Source organism: Brachymonas sp. KE5 (assembly GCF_057773645.1).
This window is the reverse complement of record NZ_CM173463.1, coordinates 660,407-680,437: the sequence shown is the minus strand read 5'-3', so window position 1 is coordinate 680,437 and position 20,031 is coordinate 660,407. Positions and strand designations below refer to the sequence as shown.

14 protein-coding genes and 2 pseudogenes are annotated in these 20,031 nt (G+C 63.5%); 7 read left to right on the top strand and 9 right to left on the bottom strand.

The features are described 5' to 3' along the window. The first annotated feature begins 85 nt into the window (after window positions 1–85). Window positions 86–784, top strand: a complete 699-nt coding sequence (serB, locus tag ACX36O_RS03165; RefSeq protein WP_213359284.1) for a phosphoserine phosphatase SerB — start codon at window positions 86–88, stop codon at window positions 782–784. A 247-nt stretch (window positions 785–1,031) separates the two neighbouring features. Continuing rightward, on the top strand, window positions 1,032–2,597 hold the full coding sequence (locus ACX36O_RS03160) for a mechanosensitive ion channel (protein ID WP_213359281.1): 1,566 nt from the start codon (window positions 1,032–1,034) through the stop codon (window positions 2,595–2,597). 142 nt (window positions 2,598–2,739) lie between these two features. Here ACX36O_RS03160 and ACX36O_RS03155 read toward each other — a convergent pair whose 3' ends face one another. From ACX36O_RS03155 to ACX36O_RS03130, 6 genes and pseudogenes are all read right to left on the bottom strand, one after another. Then, window positions 2,740–3,804, bottom strand: coding sequence for an NAD(P)H-dependent flavin oxidoreductase (locus ACX36O_RS03155; RefSeq protein WP_213359278.1), 1,065 nt, complete (start codon window positions 3,802–3,804; stop codon window positions 2,740–2,742). A gap of 106 nt (window positions 3,805–3,910) precedes the next feature. Further along, window positions 3,911–4,906 (bottom strand): annotated as a pseudogene (locus tag ACX36O_RS03150) (DUF3387 domain-containing protein); the annotation flags it as partial. A 66-nt stretch (window positions 4,907–4,972) separates the two neighbouring features. Then, window positions 4,973–7,123 (bottom strand): annotated as a pseudogene (locus tag ACX36O_RS03145) (type I restriction endonuclease subunit R); the annotation flags it as partial. Window positions 7,124–7,160: 37 nt separating this feature from the next. Then, complete coding sequence (locus ACX36O_RS03140) at window positions 7,161–8,234, bottom strand: Fic family protein (RefSeq protein WP_213359273.1); 1,074 nt, start codon at window positions 8,232–8,234, stop codon at window positions 7,161–7,163. A gap of 335 nt (window positions 8,235–8,569) precedes the next feature. Continuing rightward, window positions 8,570–9,901: a restriction endonuclease subunit S gene (locus ACX36O_RS03135; protein ID WP_488360034.1), complete on the bottom strand. Its 1,332-nt coding sequence runs from the start codon at window positions 9,899–9,901 to the stop codon at window positions 8,570–8,572. Further along, window positions 9,891–11,435, bottom strand: coding sequence for a class I SAM-dependent DNA methyltransferase (locus ACX36O_RS03130; protein WP_213359256.1), 1,545 nt, complete (start codon window positions 11,433–11,435; stop codon window positions 9,891–9,893). Before ACX36O_RS03130 ends, ACX36O_RS03135 begins: the two co-directional genes overlap by 11 nt. 132 nt (window positions 11,436–11,567) lie before the next feature. Here ACX36O_RS03130 and ACX36O_RS03125 point away from each other — a divergent pair, with 132 nt between their 5' ends. Further along, window positions 11,568–12,128 carry a redoxin domain-containing protein gene (locus ACX36O_RS03125; protein WP_213359253.1) on the top strand — a complete coding sequence of 187 codons (561 nt, stop codon included), beginning with the start codon at window positions 11,568–11,570 and terminating at the stop codon, window positions 12,126–12,128. A 21-nt stretch (window positions 12,129–12,149) separates the two neighbouring features. Here ACX36O_RS03125 and ppc read toward each other — a convergent pair whose 3' ends face one another. Together ppc and ACX36O_RS03115 are read right to left on the bottom strand one after the other, a co-directional pair. Then, entirely contained in the window at window positions 12,150–14,963 is a 2,814-nt protein-coding gene (gene ppc, locus ACX36O_RS03120; RefSeq protein WP_488360033.1) for a phosphoenolpyruvate carboxylase, read from the bottom strand. 55 nt (window positions 14,964–15,018) lie between these two features. Then, window positions 15,019–16,206: an aminotransferase-like domain-containing protein gene (locus ACX36O_RS03115; RefSeq protein WP_488360032.1), complete on the bottom strand. Its 1,188-nt coding sequence runs from the start codon at window positions 16,204–16,206 to the stop codon at window positions 15,019–15,021. A gap of 133 nt (window positions 16,207–16,339) precedes the next feature. Between ACX36O_RS03115 and nth the strand changes: the two genes are divergently transcribed. The 4 genes from nth (at window position 16,340) to ACX36O_RS03095 (ending at window position 18,944) form a co-directional block, all read left to right on the top strand. Beyond that, window positions 16,340–17,002, top strand: coding sequence for an endonuclease III (gene nth, locus ACX36O_RS03110; protein ID WP_213359236.1), 663 nt, complete (start codon window positions 16,340–16,342; stop codon window positions 17,000–17,002). Between the two features lie 73 nt (window positions 17,003–17,075). Next, the gene (locus tag ACX36O_RS03105) at window positions 17,076–17,651 is read left to right on the top strand and encodes a hypothetical protein (protein ID WP_371686506.1); all 576 of its coding nucleotides are present in this window, start codon (window positions 17,076–17,078) and stop codon (window positions 17,649–17,651) included. A 106-nt stretch (window positions 17,652–17,757) separates the two neighbouring features. After that, complete coding sequence (locus tag ACX36O_RS03100; RefSeq protein ID WP_371686505.1) at window positions 17,758–18,351, top strand: chromate transporter; 594 nt, start codon at window positions 17,758–17,760, stop codon at window positions 18,349–18,351. Next, window positions 18,348–18,944, top strand: coding sequence for a chromate transporter (locus tag ACX36O_RS03095; protein WP_371686504.1), 597 nt, complete (start codon window positions 18,348–18,350; stop codon window positions 18,942–18,944). The genes ACX36O_RS03100 and ACX36O_RS03095 overlap by 4 nt, the downstream gene beginning before the upstream one ends. Window positions 18,945–18,966: 22 nt before the next feature. Here ACX36O_RS03095 and cobT read toward each other — a convergent pair whose 3' ends face one another. Further along, window positions 18,967–20,007, bottom strand: coding sequence for a nicotinate-nucleotide--dimethylbenzimidazole phosphoribosyltransferase (gene cobT, locus ACX36O_RS03090; RefSeq protein ID WP_213359225.1), 1,041 nt, complete (start codon window positions 20,005–20,007; stop codon window positions 18,967–18,969). Between the last annotated feature and the right edge of the window lie 24 nt (window positions 20,008–20,031).

The window sequence follows — 20,031 nt, the reverse complement described above, 5'->3', positions numbered from 1 at the left end:
ATCCGAATGCGTTTTCCTGCGCCTTCCCGGGTTTCCCCCGCAGGCTTCTACAATGGAGGGCATTCCCATCTGTCCTGTGTCCACCATGCGCCAAGATTCCCTGGTCATCCGCGAGCAACCCGCCCTTCCCCGACTGTCCGATTACAAGCTGATTGCGTTCGACATGGATTCGACGCTGATCAACATCGAGTGCGTGGACGAGATTGCCGCCGCCGTGGGCAAGAAGGAGGAAGTGGCGGCCATTACCGAGGCTGCGATGCAGGGCCTGATCGCCGACTACAAGGAAAGCCTGCGCCAGCGCGTGGCCCTGCTCGAAGGCGTGCCGGAGAGCGCGCTGCAGCAGATCTACGACGAGCGCCTGCGCCTCAATCCCGGCGTGGAAACACTGATCCAGGCCTGCAAGCAGGCCGGCCTGAAGATCCTGCTGGTTTCTGGCGGTTTCACCTTCTTCACCGAACGCATCCGCCAGCGTCTGGGGATCGACTTCACGCGCGCCAACCTGCTGGAGATCACCGATGGCAAGCTCACCGGCCGCATGGTCGACCAGGCCTGGGGCGACATCTGCGATGGTGCCGAAAAGGCCCGCACGCTGCTGGAAGTGGCCACGCTGATGGGCATCCCGCCCGAGCAGACGATTGCCATGGGCGACGGTGCCAACGACCTGAAGATGATGGGCGTGGCCGGCCTGTCGGTGGCCTACCACGCCAAGCCTGCCGTGCGCAATCAGGCCATGGTGGCCATCAATGAAGGCGGGCTCGATCGCCTGCTGGAAGTGCTGGGCTGAGAAGCGGCACTGCCGGGCCCCAAACGGCCTGCCATTGACGCCCTTTTCCGCGAGGTTTTCCCCCCCGTCAAGCGGCGTGCAGCCGCTGCCGCAGGATTTTGCGCGGGGAAATCAGGGGCAATACGTCATATTGCTGTGCTATGGTGAACGCGAAGCTGCCCGGGACGGACGCTGATCCATCCCGCGGTGGTTTCAACTTCGCTGCGCACTTGCGCGCTCCGTCAAGCCACAGAGGAGGGAGTCATTCATGGATACCACCGCCTTCACCACGGCCATGCAGAATACGGTCGGCTCGCAGTTGCCCCAGATCCTGGGCGCACTGGCGATTTTTGCCGTCGGCTGGATCATCGCCATCCTTGCACGCGCCGGCGTGCGCCGCCTGCTGGGCATGAGCAAGCTCAACCAGCGCATCAACACCAGCACCGGCCGCCAGGTCGATGCCGAATCGCCAATCGCTATTGCGGTGTTCTGGCTGATCCTGCTGGCTGCCGTCGTGGCTGCGCTCAGTGCACTGAACCTGTCGACGGTGTCCGCGCCGCTGGCCGTGATGCTGACGGACGTGCTGCGCTACCTGCCGCGCATTTTTGCTGCGGGCGTGATCGGTCTGGTGGCCTGGGTCGTGGCCACGCTGATCAAGATCGGCGTGGGCAAGGCCCTGAACGCCACGCGCCTCGATGAACGCCTGAGCGCCGAAGCCGGCATGGCTCCGGTCAGCACCAATGCAGGCAACGTGGCCTTCTGGCTGGTAATCCTGCTGTTCCTGCCCGCCATCCTGGGCGCGCTGGAAATGACCGGCCTGCTGCAGCCCATGCAGGCCATGCTCGACAAGACGCTGGCCATGGCGCCGAACATTCTGGCGGCGCTGATGATCGGCGTGGTCGGCTGGATCGTGGCACGCATCCTGCGCGGCCTGGTGACCAATCTGCTGGCGGCAGTCGGTGCCGACAATCTGGGCAACAAGCTGGGCCACACCGCGGCCCAGGTAGCCGCCACCGAAGCGCCCGCCAACGGCCTGCGCCTGTCCAGCCTGGGCGGCACCATCGTCTACATCATGGTGCTGGTGCCCGCACTGATCGCCGCACTCGATGCCCTGAAGATCGAGGCCATCAGCCGCCCCGCCACCGACATGCTGCAGCAGTTCCTGACGGCCGTGCCGCATATCATCGCCGCCGTCGTCATCGTGCTGCTGACCTGGTACGTGGCGCGCTTTGCCGCCATGCTGCTGCGCTCGCTGTTGCAGAATGTGGGCGCCGACGCCCTGCCCGCCAAGCTCGGCATGCAGCGCATGTTCAGCGGCAGCCTGCTGCCCTCCAACCTGGCCGGCAGCCTGCTGATGTTCTTCGCCATGCTGTTTGCCGTGGTGGAAGCCGCCAACCAGCTCGGTTTCACCCAGGTGAGCGATCTGCTGACCACCTTCACTGCCTTTGGTGGCGACATCCTGCTGGGCAGCGTGATCATGATCATCGGCTTCTGGCTGGCCAACCTGGCCTATCAGGCGCTGAGCCGTGCCGAACACTCCTCCGGCCTGATCGCCAACATCGCGCGTTTTGCCATCCTGGGTCTGGTGATTGCCATGGGCCTGCGCGCCATGGGCGTGGCCAACGAGATCGTCTATCTGGCCTTCGGGCTGACGCTGGGTGCCGTGGCCGTGGCCGTGGCGCTCGCGTTTGGCCTGGGTGGCCGTGAAGCCGCGGCACGCCTGGCGAACCAGTGGGTGGATTGCTGCCTCAAGGGCGCCTGCAAGAAGGACAGCACGCTGGTGCTGCCGGATGCGGCCAGCAAGCCTCAGGGAACCGAGCCGCCGCAAGGCTGATCCGAAGCTGCAGGCTCCAAAGCCGGCTGTGCCTTTTCCGGTGCAGCCGGCTTTCTTGTTTGTGGCGCTTGGCGGCAACCATGCATGCCCGCGCCTGCCGCATGGAAAGTGATTCGGGTCCGTGGCCCCCCTGTTGCAGGACTCAGTCGCCCTTCCACTCCCTGACCAGTACCTGCATCAGCTCGGCCGCCGACATTTCCCGAGCCAATGGCGCGCCCTGCCCGGCCCACTGCGCGGCAAATTCATGATTGCCCTGCTGGCTGGCGACTGCGTTCAGCTGTTTGGCCACGTCGTAGGTCATGGGATAACCCGCGGTCGGCGGACTGCCTGCGGCTTCGCCAAACGTGATCAACCGGTTCACCATGCCGCGCGCCGGACGTCCGGAAATCACTTCGGTCAGGCGCGTACGGGCTGCGCGCTCGCTCTTGAGATTCTGGCGATAGGCGACGTTGGCAGCCGATTCGGGACACAGCACGAACGCGGTGCCCAGCTGTGCAGCCGCCGCCCCCAGATCCAGCATGGCACGGATGCCGGCACCATCCATGATGCCGCCGGCACCCACGATCGGCAGCCTGGTCTGTTGCACCAGCATGCGCACCAGCACCGCCGTGCTCCAGCACTCGTCCGGCGCCTGCGGATCGAACATGCCGCGATGGCCGCCTGCCTCGATGCCCTGAGCCACGATGGCATCGATACCCGCTTGCTCGATCCAGCGTGCCTCCTGCAAACTGGTGGCCGTCGCCATCGTCAGGATGCCCGCCTCGCGCAGCGCGGTCAGGGCCTGTGGCGACGGCAATCCGAAATGGAAACTCACCACCGTCGGGCGCAGCTCAAGCAACATCTGCAAGGCGGCATCGTCGTTCACAAAGGTACGGTAGATCTCGTTGAGTGCATCCGGCGGGGTCGCGCCCACCTCGGCAAACAGCGGTGCCAGATGCTGCACCCACGCGGCCTCGCGCGCGGCATCACGCTGCGCTGGCGCGTGGCAAAAGACGTTGACATTGAAAGGCTTGTCCGTCAGAGCGCGCGTTTCCGCGATCATCTGCCGTGCCTGTTCGAGGGTGTTGGCGCCGATGCCGAGCGAGCCCAGCCCGCCTGCATTCGAAACAGCCGCCGCGAGCCTGGGCGTGGAGGTACCCGTCATGGGAGCCTGGATGATGGGATACCGGATGCCTAGGCGCGCCAGGAATGTAGTAGACGAAGTCATGCGATGGACTCTCTTTCAGCGAAGACGGGGGGGACTTTCGCGATGGTAAATCTGTTTGGCAAACCCCTTTTGCCAAGCGGCCCAAATGGAGGGACGACCCCGCACGTCACGCCCAGCTTTCCCCCAGCGTCTCCACCTGCTGCAGCACCAGTTCCACCGCTTCTTCTGCCTGATCCGGAGGGTACTTGTACTTGCGCAGGATGCGCTTGACCATCAGCCGCAGTGTGGCGCGCACGCTCTCACGCCTGGCCCAATCCACCGTAATGTTCTTGCGCAGGTTCTCAGTCAGCTCGTGAGCGATCTTCTTCAGTGTTTCGTCACTCAACTCGCGCACGGCTGATTCGTTGTTGACCAGCGCATCGTAGAACTTCACTTCGTCTTCACTCAGGCCCAGTTCCTCCCCGCGTCGCGCCGCCTCGCGGAAGCGGCGGGCCATCTCCACCAGTTCCTCCATCACCTGCGCGGTTTCGATGCTGCGGTTCTGGTAGCGGGTAATCACGTTGCCGAGCAAATCGGAAAACTTCTTCTGTTGCACCACATTGGTGGCGAATTTGCTCCTGATCTCGCCTTCCAGCAGGCGCTCCAGCAACTCCACCGCGAGATTCTTTTCAGGCAGGTTGCGCACCTGCGCGAGGAAATCTTCATCCAGCAGGCCGATGTTGGGCTTTTCCAGCCCCACGGCGTTGAAAATGTCCACAACATCTTCGCTCACCACCGCCTGGTTGATGATCTGCCGAACAGCCAGTTCACGCTGCTCATCGGTTCTTCGTTGCTGGCTGGTGTCGCGTTTGGTGAGGATCACCTTCACGGCCTGCAAAAAGGCGACCTCATCGCGCACCGCCTTGGCCTCGTCCAGCGTACAGCACAGACTGAAGGCCTTGCTCATGGCCAGCGCCGCGTCGGCAAAGCGCTTCTTGCCATCGCGCTTGCCATCACCCTGCTCGGGCTTGAGCCCCAGCACATGGTTGGCAGCACCGGCCAGCAGGCGATGACCACCTGTGCGGAATGCACTGTAGTCAAAGCCGTGCAGCATGGCACGCAGCACATCCAGCTTTTCCAGCAGCACGGAAAGGGCTTCATGGGCGTCCACCGTCGGCCGGCCACGGCCCTGGCTGGCGGTGTACTCGCGCATGGCAGCCTTCAATTCGTTGCCAATGCCGATGTAATCCACCACCAATCCGCCCTGCTTGTCGCGGAACACCCGGTTCACGCGCGCAATGGCCTGCATCAGGTTGTGGCCCTTCATGGGCTTGTCCACATACATGGTGTGCACGCAAGGCGCATCAAACCCGGTCAGCCACATGTCGCGCACAATCACCATGCGCAAGGGGTCAGCCGGATCCTTGAAACGCTTTTCCAGCCGTTTCTTCACCTGGCTGCTGTAGATGTGCGGGCGCAGCAATTCCTTGTCACTCGCACTGCCCGTCATCACGATCTTGATGGCTCCCTGCTCGGGATCAGCGCTGTGCCACTCGGGACGCAGCTTGATGATTTCGTCGTAGAGGTGCACGCAGATGTCGCGGCTCATGGTCACCACCATGGCCTTGCCTTGCTGTGCCTTGTTGCGCTCCTCGAAGTGCGCCACCAGATCGGCAGCCACTCTGGCCACGCGCGGCTGGGCACCCACGATTTTTTCCAGCGCAGCCCAGCGGCTCTTGAGGCGGGCCTGGGTCCCCTCTTCCTCGCCCTCGGCCAGTTCATCGACTTCATCGTCAATCTGCGACAGGTCTTCCTCCCTCAAACGCAGCTTGGCCAGACGCGACTCGTAATAAATGGCCACCGTAGCGCCATCTTCCTTGGCCTGCTGCATGTCGTAGATGTGGATGTAATCTCCGAATACGGCCCGGGTGTCGCGGTCGGTGCTGCTGACTGGCGTGCCGGTAAAGGCCACGAACGTGGCATTGGGCAAGGCATCACGCAAGTGCTGCGCGTAGCCCACCTGGTAGCTGCTGGCGCCGTAAGGCGGGGGCGCAAACTCGGTCGTGCCTGCCTCTAACCTGCTCTCCCCATCACCGGTCGTGATCGCACCGTAGCTGGCGGTACTCGCCTTCGGTGCCTTGAGCCTAGCCTCGAAACCATACTGCGTGCGGTGCGCCTCGTCCGCCACCACCACGATATTGCGCCGGTCGGACAGCAGCGGAAACACGTCCTCATCTTCTCCAGGCATGAATTTCTGGATGGTGGCAAAAATGATGCCGCCGGAAGGCCGGTTGCCCAGCAATTGCCGCAATTGCTGCCGCGTATGGGCTTGTACGGGGGTTTCGCGCAGCAGGTCTTGCGCCAGGCTGAATACGCCGAACAATTGCCCGTCCAGATCATTGCGGTCGGTAATCACCACCAGCGTGGGGTTGGCCATGGCCGGCTCCTGCATCACGCGGGCGGCAAAGCAAGTCATGGTGATGCTCTTGCCGCTGCCCTGCGTATGCCACACCACGCCACCCTTGCCGCGCACGCCCGCAGCGCTGTCCGGCCGCGACGCCGCCACGACCTGTTCCACCGCCGCACGCACGGCATGAAACTGGTGGTAGCCGGCAATCTTCTTGACCAGCTGGCCGTCATCCTCAAATAGCACAAAGAAGCGCAGGTAATCCAGAAGATACTCCGGCGCCAGCACCCCGCGCACCAGCGTTTCCAGTTCGTTGAATGCTCCCAGCGGGTCCATACAACTGCCGTCAATGGTGCGCCACTGCATGAAACGCTCGGTATCGGCCGAAAGTGACCCCAGCCGTGCATCGCTGCCATCGGAAATCACCAGCACCTCGTTGTACTGGAAGATGTCCGGAATCTGCTCCTTGTAGGTCTGCAACTGCTGCCAGGCACGCCAGATATCGGCGACCTCGTCGGCGGGATTCTTCAACTCCAGCAGCACCAGCGGCAGGCCGTTGATGAACAGCACGATATCGGGCCGGCGCACATGGTGCGGCCCGCGCAGCGAAAACTGGTTGACGGCCCAGAACTCGTTGCGGGAGGGATCGGTCCAGTCCATCAGGCGCACAAAATCGCCCACGGTTTCGCCATCGCGCTGGTATTGCACCGGCACGCCGCCCACCAGCAGCTTGTGGAAGGCCCGGTTGGCCGACAGTTGCGCAGGAATGCCCAGATGCAGCACCTGCTGCAGTGCATCGTCGCAAGCCGAGGCCGGCATGCCGGGGTTCAGCCGCTGGATGGCGGCGAGCAGGCGCTGGGGCAAGATGGCCTGACGGAAGTCGCTGCGCTCGGGGTCGATGCCATCGGGAGCGATGTCCAGACCATAGCGCACCGTATAGCCTACCTCGGTCAGCCAGGCCAGGGCTTCCTGTTCGAGTTGGTCTTCGGTCATGGCGATGGCTCCTGCCTGATGTTTGCGTGCACAGCGATTACTCCCCCTGACTCAGCAGAATCCGGGTCAGCGCAAGATTGACGTAGTAGTTACTGCGCCCGATTTTCTGCTTTTCCACAAACCCGGACGCCGCCAATGCATCCAGATAACGGGTGGCAGTCAATCTGGAAACATTCAAATCCCGCTGCACAAAATCAATCTTGGTATACGGGTGCGTGAAAAGGTTGTTGATCAGATCCTGGCTGTAGAACTTGTGCTCGTCACGGATACGGTGCTTGTAGTCCATCAATGCTCCATGAATGGCCTGCACCGTCTGGATAGTCTGCTGTGCGGTAACTTCTACCGCCTCCAGCATGTACAGCACCCACTCCTCCCAGGTGTCCTCATCCCGTACCGTCTGCAACAGGCGGTAGTAGTCGCCCTTGTTCTGCACAATGTGCTGGCTCAGGTATAGCACCGGGATGTCAAGCAAGCCCTCTTTCACCAGATACAGCACATTCAGGATACGCCCGGTACGTCCGTTGCCATCATAGAAGGGATGGATGCTCTCGAACTGGTGATGCATCAGCGCCATCTTGATAAGCGGATCCACGTCGAACACTGCAGGATCGTTCATGAAACGCTCCAGATCGCGCATGAGGGCAACGATTTCTTCCGGCTCCTGGGGCGGCGTATAGACCGTGCGACCAGCCCCGTCCTTGAGTGCGGTGCCGGGTAGTTTGCGAAAACCTGCGTTGTTGCGCTCCAGCTCGCGCTGGATTTCGATGATGTGGTTGCTGGTCAGCAGCCCGGTGCTGCGCACCTGCTCGAACCCCACGCGCAAGGCCTGGCGGTAGCGCAGCACTTCCTTGGCGGCAGGGTTTGCGAATGCCTCCGGGTCCACGTCGTCCTTGAACAACTCATCATGCGTGGTGACGATATTCTCGATGGCTGAACTGTCCTTGGCCTCCTGCAGGCCCAGGGTGTTGATCAGGATGCTCTGGTTGGGAATGGAGGCAGCCACACCCTTGAGTTCGGCCAGGCGACGGCTGCTGCTGGCCAGTTTTTTCAGGATGCGCGGCGCATCGAAGCGTGCCGGATCCAGCGTCTCCAGAGGGAAAAGGGTTGCCATGAGGGGTTCGCAGCCTTGGACGTGTATAGAAAAACGGAATTTCTATACATGTTAGCATCGACGTGTATAGAAAAACGCGATTTGTATACATGTCAAGGTGCTTATGCGTCTTCGCTTGGCAATTAATCCACTAACTCATTGATTTTATTTAATTTTTACAAGATTCAGCAACCATTGTTAATTGTTTGCTAAACGCTCGGCCCGCCCAGACGCAACGTGTAAAAGGGCTTTCCCTCCCCTGTGTTCCTGCACAGGAAGTCCGTTTTCCAGGTCATCGGCAATGCAGGTAGCCAACTGCGCAAGCAAGGCCTCAATGTCTTCGTACGTTGGCACCTTCATTCGGTCTCCGATTCAGTTTGTGGCAGGCGCAGCTGGCCGGATACTAAACGGGGAAGCAAGGTATCGCGGAGTGTAACGAGCGTCCGAGCCTGCCTTTCGTTTTCCGCCAATCTGTCGAAAAGGTCTCCGACCACGTCAACAAAGGCTTCCACGATCGCCTTGGGCGGCTCGACGATGGGAATAGAGCGAAACACCTTCTTGCTGATCTCCATGAAGGTAGAGCCGTTGGCATGCCCTTTGATGCTCTGCATATTGTGCTTGCACCAGAACAACATGAAGAGTGGAGGTAGAGTGCTTCCAGGAAGCATCGCGATATAGCCCTGATTAATGGCAACTGGCATCTGCGCCACAGCAAGATAGCCTATGGGTGCCCGAGAAGACATCAAAAGGGTTCCCCCCGGCAGCAGGCCCGAGCTGATTTTCTCCAGGCCGGTTGCGCTGATCTTGCGCTCCGTCTCCAGCAGCACCGGACTCACCAAGCCGGATAAGTCCTTAGGAGATGTCCAATGATAGGTCGCCGGCGCCCAGTACGCCTCATCCTTGGTTGAGGGCGTAGCTCCTCCGACCGTTTCTACAAGATCTCCAATGGTACGAACCTGCCAGCCATACGGGATCATCCCCAACTCACTTGTGGATAGCGCATCTGGGAATAGGCCCGCCGTAGTCTCGTCCATGCCTTCGGGTGCACGGCCTTCCATCTTGGCGCGGACGGGATCGAAGTCGACGAACCATGACTTGAACAGAGTTTGGGCGATGGCTTCGAGGGTGGCGTTGGTTTCGCGCAGGAGGGTGATGCGGTCATCCAAGCTACCCAACATTCCAGCGATTTCACGCTGAACAGATATGGGCGGCAAATTGATCGGAACCGCTGAAAGAATTCCCGTATTTAGATTGGGCATCGTTGCGCCCACAGCGTGCCGCACCAACCAGTCCTTGGTATCTGGCAAGCGCAAGCAGTGCGAAATGAATTTCGCGTTTGCAATGCGCTCTGCACCCAAGCGCACCTTCAAGCAACCGGTGCCACAAAACCATCCGACCTCATGCTCGCGAATCAAAGCATTTTTCGTCACGTCGCCACGACGGCTAAACACAATGTCATTCAACATCAGTTTGTGCTGTGACAGGCGATCAACATCTGATTGATCTATTCGTGCAATGCCATCCTCAACGATTCCACCATCGCCAATATTTGTTGGCATGACAACTGGAATGCCCACCTCTTTGTAGTCGGAGGTATGCAGCTGGCTGCCAAAGGGACCTGTTTGAATTGCGCCACCTTGCTCGGCACAAATCTCACCTAGGGTTGTGAGTCGCCACTCAGAACTCATACCCCAGCCCCCCCAGCTTCTGCCGAATCAGCGCATCCAGCTCTGCGCCTTTGGCCATTTGTTCGCCCAGCTTAGCGGTGAGCTTCTGCATCTTTTCGGCAAAGGCCTCGTCGTCGTCGTCCACCTCTTCGGCACCCACGTAGCGGCCGGGGGTGAGCACATGGCCCTGCTGGGCGATCTCGGCCAGGGGCACGCTGCGGCAGAAGCCGGGCACGTCCTGGTAGGCGTCGCTGCCTGCACGCCAGTCGGCCACGGTCTGGCCGATGCGCTCGATGACCTCGTCGCTCAGCTCGCTTTGTACGCGGCTGATCATGCGGCCTTGTTTGCGGGCGTCGATGAACAGCACTTCACCCTTGCGGCTTTTTTGCTTGGCCAAGAACCACAAGCACGCTGGGATTTGCGTGTTGAAGAACAGCTGGCCCGGCAGGGCCACCATGACTTCCACCACATCGGCGTCCACCATGGCTGCGCGAATCTGGCCTTCGCTGTTTTGGCTGGAGCTCATGCTGCCGTTGGCCAGCACAATGCCGGCTCGGCCCGTGGGCTTGAGGTGGTGCAGGATGTGTTGCAGCCAGGCGTAGTTGGCGTTGCCGGCGGGCGGTGTGCCGTAGACCCAGCGGGCGTCGCCGTCCAGGCTGGGGTGCCACCAGTCGCTGATGTTGAAGGGCGGGTTGGCCAGGCAGTAGTCGGCGCGCAGGTCCGGATGCTGGTCACGCACGAAAGTGTCAGCCGGCTCGCGTCCCAGGTCGAAGTCGATGCCGCGAATGGCCAGGTTCATGGCCGCCAGGCGCCAGGTGGTGGGATTGGATTCCTGCCCGTAGATGGACACGTCGCCCCGCTTGCCGCCGTGCGCCTCGATGAACTTTTCGCTCTGCACGAACATGCCGCCCGAGCCGCAGCACGGGTCGTACACCTGGCCGTGGTGCGGGGCCAGCACGGCCACCAGCGTCTTGACGATGGCGGCCGGCGTGTAGAACTGCCCGCCGCGCTTGCCCTCGGCACTGGCGAACAGGCCCAGAAAATACTCGTACACCTGTCCCAGCACATCACGCGCGACCGAGGCATCTTCACCAAAGCCGATGGTGGAGACCAAGTCCACCAGCTCACCGAGCTTGCCATCGGGCAACTGGGCACGGGCGTAGCGCTTGTCCAGAATCCCTTTGAGGCGCGGGTTCTCGCCCTCGATCAGGGTCAGAGCGTTGTCAATCTGCTTGCCGATTTCGGGGCTGCGGGCACCGGCGCGCAGGGTTTCCCAGCGTGCGTTTTCGGGCACCCAGAAGACGTTGGCGCTGGTGTAGTAATCGCGGTCTTCCAGCTCTGCGGCAATGTCTTCGTCGGCAGCATCGCCGTAGTAGTACTCGTCCTCGGGGTCGCGCAGGCGTGCCTTGATTTCGGTCTGGCGAGCCGTGAAGGTGTCGGAAACGTACTTGAGAAAGATCAGACCAAGCACCAGGTGCTTGTATTCGGCTGCATCCATGTTGGCGCGCAGCTTGTCGGCGGTGGCCCAGAGGGTTTTCTTGGTGGAATCGAGCATGGCGGGAACGGTGTGTAAGCGGTCGATGGTACCAACTCCTGCCCTGCTTTTAGCCTCGCTCAGCCGCCTTTCGCACTCTGGAATTTCGGGGCCGCGGCGAAGAGGATAGTTTCAACCCGCTATGCTTGCCCCATGCAATCTTCCGAGCCAACCCCCAAACCGTCCGGGCCCTCGCCCTGGCGCCGCCGCGCCCGCTCCTGGGCGGTCAATCTGGCCGTCCTGCTGGCCGCTTTCATGGCCGCTCACCTTTGGCAGACACGCAACATGGCGTCCGGACAGGCACCCGAGGTGCAGTTCGAGCGCGCGGCCAGTGTCGGCGCCACGCATACGCTGACGCAATGGCGCCAGCAGCACGCCGGAGAGCCTGTGTTGCTGTACTTCTGGGCCACCTGGTGCCCGATCTGCAAGCTGGAACAGGGTTCGGTGGACGCGCTGGTGCAGAAGTACCCTGTGCTGCCCATCGCCATGCAGTCCGGCCCTGCCTCGACGGTGGCGGCCTATGAGCAGAAAAGCGGCCTGCGCTGGAACAGTGCCATGGACCCGCAAGGTGACATCGCGCGCACCTTTGGCGTGAACTCCACCCCCAGCTTCATCATTCTGGCGCCGGATGGCAGCATCTCCAGCCGGACGGTGGGGCTGACCAGCAACTGGGGCCTGCAATTGCGGCTACTGTGGGCGCGTATCGCTGGCTGAGACCGTGGTGCCGGCACAGCCTTAGCCGGTATTGCGCAGCCCCGCAGCAATCCCGTTCACCGAGATATGGATCCCGCGCTTGAGCCGCGCCGGCTGCTGCTGCCACGCCGGCAGCGCCAGTTCGGCGGCATCCGGCGCCCCGTTCTCCTTGCTGGCCCGGTAACGCCGCATCAGTTCCACCTGCAGGTGGTTGAGCGGATCGATGTACGGAAAGCGGTGCGCAATCGAACGCGCCAGCGCCGGGTTGTGCGCCAGGCGATCGCTTTCGCCGGTGATCAGCGCCAGCATGTCCTGCGTGGCGTCCCACTCGGCACGGATGGCCCCGAAAATCCGGCGCCCCAGCGCCTGGTCCGGCACCAATTCCACATAGCGTTCGGCAATCGGCATGTCGGTCTTGGACAGCACCATGTCCAGGTTGGACAGCACGGTGGCAAAGAACGGCCACTCGCGGTACATGGCCTGCAGCGTCTGCAGGCGCTGCGCGTCCGGCGCATCACCACCCGCCATGAGCCACTGCCGCACGCCACTGCCAAAGCCGGCCCAGCCCGGCAGCGCCACGCGCGACTGGCCCCAGCTGAAGCCCCAGGGGATCGCCCGCAGATCCTCGATACTGCGCAAGGCCTTGCGGCTGGCCGGGCGTGAGCCGATGTTCAGCTCGGAAATCTCGCGCAGCGGCGTGGCTGCAAAGAAGTAGTCTGTGAAGCCGGGCGTTTCGTACACCAGCGCGCGGTAGGCCGAGAAACACGCATCGCTGATCTGTTGTGCTGCCTGCAAATACGCCTCGGGCACCGGCTCGGACGGCGCCAGCAGACTGGCCTCCAGCGTGGCCGCCACCAGGGTTTCCAGGTTGCGGCGGCCAATTTCCGGATTGGCGTATTTGGAGGCAATCACTTCGCCCTGCTCCGTCAGGCGGATCTGGCCGTTCACGGTACCGGGCGGCTGCGCCAGGATGGCCTGGTAGCTTGGGCCGCCACCACGCCCCACGGTACCGCCACGGCCGTGGAAGAGGCGCAGCTTCACGCCGTGCTGTTCGCGCAGCGGATCGAACAGCGTCAGCAGTTCCTGCTCGGTCTGATACAGGTTCCAGTTGCTGGTGAACATGCCACCGTCCTTGTTGCTGTCGCTGTAGCCCAGCATGATGTCCTGCTCGGCGCCACTGGCCAGCACCATGTCCAGCACGCCCGGCAGCGCATACCACTCGCGCATGATGCGCGTGGCGGCCTGCAGGTCGGCAATGGTCTCGAACAGCGGCGAAACGATCAACCGGCTGCGCCCCTGCGCCGTGCCGAAGCCGCGCAGCAGGCCGGTTTCCTTCATCAGCACCATCACTTCCAGCAGATCGCTCACATCCTCGGTGTGCGAGATGATGTAGTGGCGCAGCGCATGGCGGCCGTACTGTTCCAGATGCTGCAATGCGGCACGGAACACCCCCAGTTCGCCATGGACCTTCTCGCTGTAGTCGGCATGCGGCACCTGCAGCGGACGCACATCGGCCAGCACCTGCTGCAGGCAGGCGCGTTTGCCGGCTTCGTTGAGCGCGCTGTAGTCGTCCTGCAGCTGCGCCACGCGCAGCAGTTCGGCCACCACGGCTTCGTGTTCTTCCGAGTTCTGGCGCAGGTCCACTGTGGCCAGGTGGAAGCCGAACACCTCCACGGCGCGCAGCAGTTCGGACAGGCGCAGTGCCAGCAGCGGCGTGCCGTGATGCTCACGCAGTGAGCACTCTAGCAGGCGCAAATGGGCCAGCAGTTCGTCGGCGCTGGCATAGGGTTCTCCCCTCACGGCCGGCGCATACGGTGCGTCGATGCCGGTGCGCTGCTTCAGCGTCGCCGCCACCCGGGCATAGATGCCGATCACCACGCGGCGGTAGGGTTCGTCCTTGCGATGGATGTTGGTATCCCCCACGGTATCAGCCAGCGCCTGCAGTTCCGGCTCCACATCGACCAGGATGGTGGACATGGACAGCTCCAGCCCCAGCGCGTTGAGCTCATGCAGGTAGTGCGTCAGCGCGGTTTCGCACTGCAGGCGGAACGCCAGCGCCAGGCTCTCGGCGGTGACGAAAGGGTTGCCGTCGCGGTCGCCGCCAATCCAGTTGCCCATGCGGAAGAACGGCGCGATCGGCTGGCCGGGCAATGCCTCTTCCAGTTCGGCATACAGGTGCGGCACCTCGCGCAGAAAGGTGCTGTGGTAGTAGGCCAGCGCGTTGCGGATTTCGTCGGCCACGCTGAGTTTCTCGTCGCGCAGCATGCGCGTCTGCCACAGCTGGGTGATGCGCGCCTTGAGCAGCAGCGTGTTGCGCTCGCGCTCGCGGGTGGTTACGGCCTGCTCGCGCTCGGCTACCAGCTGCGCAATGGCACGCTCGGCGGTCAGGATGATGGTGCGCTGCACCTCGGTCGGATGAGCGGTCAGCACCGGCGACACATACGCCTGCTCCAGCAGTCCGGCGATGCGCTCGGCCGAAACGCCCTCTTCCTGCAGCCGCGCCAGGCCCGCCGCCAGCGAACCACGCTGCGCCTCGCCGCGGCGCTCGTGAAACTGGCGGCGGCGAATGTGGTGGTGGTCTTCGGCGATATTGGCCAGATGCGAGAAATAGCTGAAGGCCCGCGCCACCTGCACGGTCTGTTCCAGCGACAGGTTTTTCAGCAGCTCGGCCAGCGTCTGGCCGGCTCCCTTGTCGTCGCGGATGCGATAGGCGACCGACAGCTGGCGGATGCGCTCGACCAACTGATACACAGGCTCGCCCTCCTGCTCCCGGATCACATCGCCCAGCAGCTTGCCCAGCAGGCGGATATCGTCGATCAGGGGTTGCTCTTTGTGCAGGGAAGCAGACTGGGGCATGGAAGGTCTCGCAAAAGAAAAGAGTCAGCGGGCCTCTTGGCGAAATGGCAGCGCATCACAGCGCCTGGCCCATTCTCCGCACGCCCTCCTCGATCTTCTCCAGATCCGAGGTGGCAAAGCTCATGCGGAAGCAGGCCTGATCGGGCTGCTGGGCAAAGAAGGGAGCGCCGGGCACAAAAGCGACCAGCTTGTCGACGGCGCGCTTGGCAAATGCACCGGCATCGGCCTCGCGCCCGTTGGCGCCGGTCAGGCGCAGCCAGAAGAACATGCCACCGCTCGGCTCGTGGAAGCTGACGGCATCGCCCAGTTCGCGGCGCAGGCTTTCGGCCATGCAGCGGGCGCGCTCGGCATAGACACGGCGCACCTGGTTTACCGCCTGCGGCAGGCGGTTGCTCTGCAGATAGGCAGCTGCGGTGGCCTGGGCATAGGTGCTGGTATTGGCATCGCTGAATTGCTTGCACATTACGGCATTGGCCAGCAACGCCTTGGGAGCCACCAGCCAGCCCAGGCGCAGTCCCGGTGACAGGATCTTGCTCAGACTGCCGCAGTGGACTAGCCACTCACGGCTGCCGGGCACCTCACTGCTCAGCGCCAGCAGGCTGGGCGGCGGCGGGGCATCGAAGAACAGGTCGCCGTAGGGATCATCCTCCACCACCAGGGTCTGGTACTGCGCGGCCAGTTCCAGCACGCGCTTGCGGCGCTCCAGCGTGAGCATGGCGCCGCTCGGGTTGCCGAAGGTGGGAATCAGGTACACCAGTTTGGGCTTGTGCTCGGCGATCAGCGCCTCCAGCTGGTCGACCTGCACACCATCGCCATCGATGGGCGCGCTGATCACCTCGGCGCCATACAGGCGGAAGCACTGGATGGTGGCCAGAAAGGTCGGACCTTCCACAATCACCTTGTCGCCGGGCGAAATCATGCACTTGCCGATCAGGTCCAGGGCCTGCTGGCTGCCGGTGGTGACGATGAAGTCGTCCTCGGACAGCGGTGCACTCTTGTTGCCGGAGAGCACGGCAATCTGCTCCTTGAGCGGACCGAAGCCTTCGGTAGCGCCGTACTGCAGTGCCGCGCCGGGCCACTGCTGCAGCGCATCGGTGCTGGCCGCGCGAAAGCCCTCCACGTCGAACAAGGCAGGATCCGGAAAACCGCCGGCAAAGCTGATGATGCCGGGCTTGCCGAGCAGCTTGAACAGTTCGCGGATGGCGGAGGTTTCGCAGTTTTGCAGGCGAGAGGCAAATTGCATGGAGCGGGATCCTGGATAAAACGCACGACAGGCACTCCCCCTGCGGGGCGTGCCACAATCGCGCAATCGACAACAACAGACAGACTATAGCGGCTCCCGCCTTGCGTGGCGGGCTTGAAGTTTTTTGTTCCCCATGAAAAAAGACCAGATCGTCCGCTTCTTCAGCGTGCTGCAGGCCGCCAATCCGCACCCCGAAACCGAGCTCGCATACAGCACTCCGTTCGAACTGCTGATCGCCGTGCTGCTCAGCGCGCAGGCCACCGATGTGGGCGTGAACAAGGCCACGCGTCTGCTCTATCCGGTGGCCAACACGCCGCAGGCCATCCTCGACCTGGGCCTGGAAGGGCTGGAGAGCTACATCAAGACCATCGGCCTGTACCGCAGCAAGGCCAAACACATCATGGCCACCTGCCGCCTGCTGCTGGACGAGTTCGGCGGCGAAGTGCCGCACAGCCGCGAGGCGCTGGAAAAGCTGCCTGGAGTCGGTCGCAAGACCGCCAACGTAGTGCTCAACGTCGCCTTTGGCGAACCGACCATGGCGGTGGATACGCACATCTTCCGCGTCAGCAACCGCACCGGCCTGGCGCCCGGCAAGACGCCGCTGGCCGTGGAAAAGCAGTTGCTCAAGCGCGTGCCCAGGGAATTTCTGGTGCATGCTCACCACTGGCTGATCCTGCACGGCCGCTACATCTGCAAGGCACGCACGCCCGAATGCTGGCACTGTGCCGTGGCCGACAGCTGTGACTTCCAGCCCAAGACCCCTGCCAAGGGCACACGCCAAAAAGCGGCGGCATGAGGCCCTGCTGATCCGGCACGGAAACTTCCGCACCGACAGCCCGCCCAAGCCCGTTCAGCCCCGTGCACCCGCCATGCGTTTCGCCCCCCGCCGCACCCTGACCGACAGCGAAATCGCGCTGGTGCGCCCGTTGTTCCGCGACGGGTTGGACTATGCGCTGATCCGCATCCAGAGCGGCGGCTGGCTGGGACTGCCGCACCTGACCCGCGCGGCACTGGCGCATGGCAACACGCTGGTGTTTCCACCGCGTCTGGTGCACCACGACTTTGCCCTGGCCGATGACGCCACCAAGCTGTGGTTCGTGCACGAGCTGGTGCACGCCTGGCAGTGGCAGCGTGGCTTTCGCCTGTGGCGCCATGGGGTTCGGCTGGCCCTGCGCGGCGGCTACCGGCAGCAGCGTGCCTACCGCTACCAGCATCTGTTGCCCCATGCGGAGCGCTTCTGCGAACTCAACATGGAGCAGCAGGCCGACCTGATTGCACACTATTTCGATGCTGCCTTCCTCCACGGTGACGGCAGCGTGCACGACCGTGCCCGGCACCTGCAGCAACTGCCGCACTATCGCGCGCTGCTGGCGGAGTTTCTGCACGACCCCTGCAATCTGGCACTGGTGCCTGCCCACGGCACCCATCGTGCGCCGCTGGGGTGATCCACGCTCCAGCCCTCCTGCACCGGTGCAGCGGCCACTGCACCAGCAACGCCGCTGGGCCCTCCCGTGTATCCCCCGATGGGGCGCATGCCCTCATAATTGGGCCATGCCCAACACCCTGCCACCCTGCCAGCCCCGGTCCCGCGCCGACCTGTTCTGGTCCTTTACCTGGCTGGCGCTCCAGGGCTTTGGCGGCGTAATGGCCATCACCCAGCGCGAACTGGTCGATCGCAAGCGCTGGCTCACGCGCGAGCAGTTCGTGGAAGAATGGGCCGTAGCGCAAACGCTGCCCGGGCCGAATGCCATCAATTTGTGCATTGCCTTCGGTGCCCGGCATTTCGGGCTGTCCGGCGCACTCGCGGCCATGGCCGGCATGCTGGCGGCGCCGATGGTCATCGTCTTGCTGGTCGCCTTGCTCCATGCGGACCTGGCCGGTCATCCCGTGGCCCAGGGTGCCTTGCGCGGAATGGGCGCCGTCGCTGCCGGACTGGTCACCGCCACCGGCCTGCGCCTGGCCAGTGCCCTCAAGACCCATCCTCTCGGCCTGCCCCTGGCGGCTGCCATCGCCGTGCTCGCCTTCGTCGCCGTCGCCCTGCTGCGCTGGCCGCTGATCTGGGTGCTGCTGGGCCTGGGCAGCTTGAGCTGCGTGCTTTCCTACCTCCGCCTCGGCCACCGGGCCGCCACACGACAGCAGCCATGACCATCACACTCACCAGCGCCCAGTGGCTGGATATCTTCCTGCAGTTTCTCTCGCTGTCGCTGCTGGCGGTTGGCGGGCCGATGAGCACCGCGCCCGACATGCACCGCTATCTGGTGAGCCAGCACCACTGGCTGAGCGAAGCGCAGTTCAACTCTTCCATCGCGCTGGCCCAGGCCGCGCCCGGCCCCAATGTGCTATTCGTCGGGCTGCTGGGCTGGAATCTCGGCCTGAATGCCGCTGGCGGCCTCGCTGCCGGACCGCACGCCCTGGTGCTGGCGCTGTTCGGCCTGCTGCTGGCCATGACGGGTTGCATGCTGCCGGCACTCGTGCTGGCCTACCATGCCAGCCGCTGGGCGCACCGCAACCGACAGCGCCGTGCGGTGCGTGCCTTCAAGTCCGGCATGGCTCCGCTGGTGGTCGCGCTGATGATCGCCACCGGCTGGCTGCTGGCCGCCGCACACGACCATGCCAGACAGGACTGGCGACTCTGGCTGCTGACGCTGGCCGCCACCCTGATCGTCTGGCGCACGCAGGTGCACCTGCTGTGGCTGATCGCAGCGGGTGCCCTGCTGGGCGGACTGGGCTGGGTCTAGCCGCCCGGTTCACCCCCGCAAATCAGGCGGATTGCCCATCCACCCCGGCGCTGGCAAAACTCGCCATGTCGCGCAGCATGGTGCAGGCGGATTCGAGCAGCGGCCAGGCAATCGCCGCGCCCGAGCCTTCGCCCAGACGCATGCCCCAGTCCAGCAGCGGTCTGGCGTGCAGCACCTCGAGCATGTACTGGTGGCCTGGCTCGCCGGAACGGTGCGAGAAAATGCAGCGCTGCAGCACCCTGGGCTCGATCTTCGCGGCAACCAGCAGGGCCGAAGTGACGATCACGCCATCGATCAGCAGCAGGCGGTCTTGCGCCGCCGCCTGCAGCATCGCACCCACCATGGTGGCGATCTCGAAACCGCCGAGGGCTGCCAGTGCATCCAGCGCATCCCCGGTATCCGGGTTTGCTGCCAGCGCTTCGCGCAGCACCGCAATCTTGTGCCGCACCCCTTCGGAGTTCAAGCCGGTGCCGGCGCCGGTGCAGTCCACCAGATCCACCCCATGCAGGCGCGCCAGCAGCAGCGAGGCCGACGAGGTGTTGCCAATGCCCATCTCGCCCAGCATCAGGGCATTGCCCGGCAGGCTGCGCACCAGCTCCTGGCCGTTGCGGATCGCCTGCAGGCATTGCTCCATCGTCATGGCCGGGCCCTGGCTGCAATCGGCGGTGCCTGGCGCCACCTTGCAGACGCGCAGGGCCGGACGCGGCGCAAAATCATGCGCCACCCCGCAATCCACCACGGTCAGGGCAATGCCGTGCTGCCTGGCCAGCACACTCACGGCGGCGCCCCCGGCCAGGAAGTTCTCCACCATCTGCCAGGTCACGTCCTGCGGAAACGCCGACACGCCGCGCTTCACCAGGCCATGGTCCCCGGCAAACACCACCATCTGGGGCTGCTCCAGAACGGGGCGTGTGCTCTTGCGGATCATGCCGATCTCCAGCGCCAGATGCTCCAGCGCGCCCAGCGAGCCGAGCGGTTTGGTCTTCTGGTCGATGGCGCGCTGCAGTTCGGCGCGCAGTTCGGCATTCTCGAGGTCCAGCACAGGATCCAGTTCCAGACGCATGGTGATATTTCTCCCAGTCAGTAC

Coding starts and splice junctions, on each gene's coding strand:
- serB (WP_213359284.1), top strand. CDS start 86: ATGCGCCAAGATTCCCTGGTCATCCGCGAGCAACCCGCCCTTCCCCGA.
- ACX36O_RS03160 (WP_213359281.1), top strand. CDS start 1,032: ATGGATACCACCGCCTTCACCACGGCCATGCAGAATACGGTCGGCTCG.
- ACX36O_RS03155 (WP_213359278.1), bottom strand. CDS start 3,804: ATGACTTCGTCTACTACATTCCTGGCGCGCCTAGGCATCCGGTATCCC.
- ACX36O_RS03140 (WP_213359273.1), bottom strand. CDS start 8,234: ATGGCAACCCTTTTCCCTCTGGAGACGCTGGATCCGGCACGCTTCGAT.
- ACX36O_RS03135 (WP_488360034.1), bottom strand. CDS start 9,901: ATGAGTTCTGAGTGGCGACTCACAACCCTAGGTGAGATTTGTGCCGAG.
- ACX36O_RS03130 (WP_213359256.1), bottom strand. CDS start 11,435: ATGCTCGATTCCACCAAGAAAACCCTCTGGGCCACCGCCGACAAGCTG.
- ACX36O_RS03125 (WP_213359253.1), top strand. CDS start 11,568: ATGCAATCTTCCGAGCCAACCCCCAAACCGTCCGGGCCCTCGCCCTGG.
- ppc (WP_488360033.1), bottom strand. CDS start 14,963: ATGCCCCAGTCTGCTTCCCTGCACAAAGAGCAACCCCTGATCGACGAT.
- ACX36O_RS03115 (WP_488360032.1), bottom strand. CDS start 16,206: ATGCAATTTGCCTCTCGCCTGCAAAACTGCGAAACCTCCGCCATCCGC.
- nth (WP_213359236.1), top strand. CDS start 16,340: ATGAAAAAAGACCAGATCGTCCGCTTCTTCAGCGTGCTGCAGGCCGCC.
- ACX36O_RS03105 (WP_371686506.1), top strand. CDS start 17,076: ATGCGTTTCGCCCCCCGCCGCACCCTGACCGACAGCGAAATCGCGCTG.
- ACX36O_RS03100 (WP_371686505.1), top strand. CDS start 17,758: ATGCCCAACACCCTGCCACCCTGCCAGCCCCGGTCCCGCGCCGACCTG.
- ACX36O_RS03095 (WP_371686504.1), top strand. CDS start 18,348: ATGACCATCACACTCACCAGCGCCCAGTGGCTGGATATCTTCCTGCAG.
- cobT (WP_213359225.1), bottom strand. CDS start 20,007: ATGCGTCTGGAACTGGATCCTGTGCTGGACCTCGAGAATGCCGAACTG.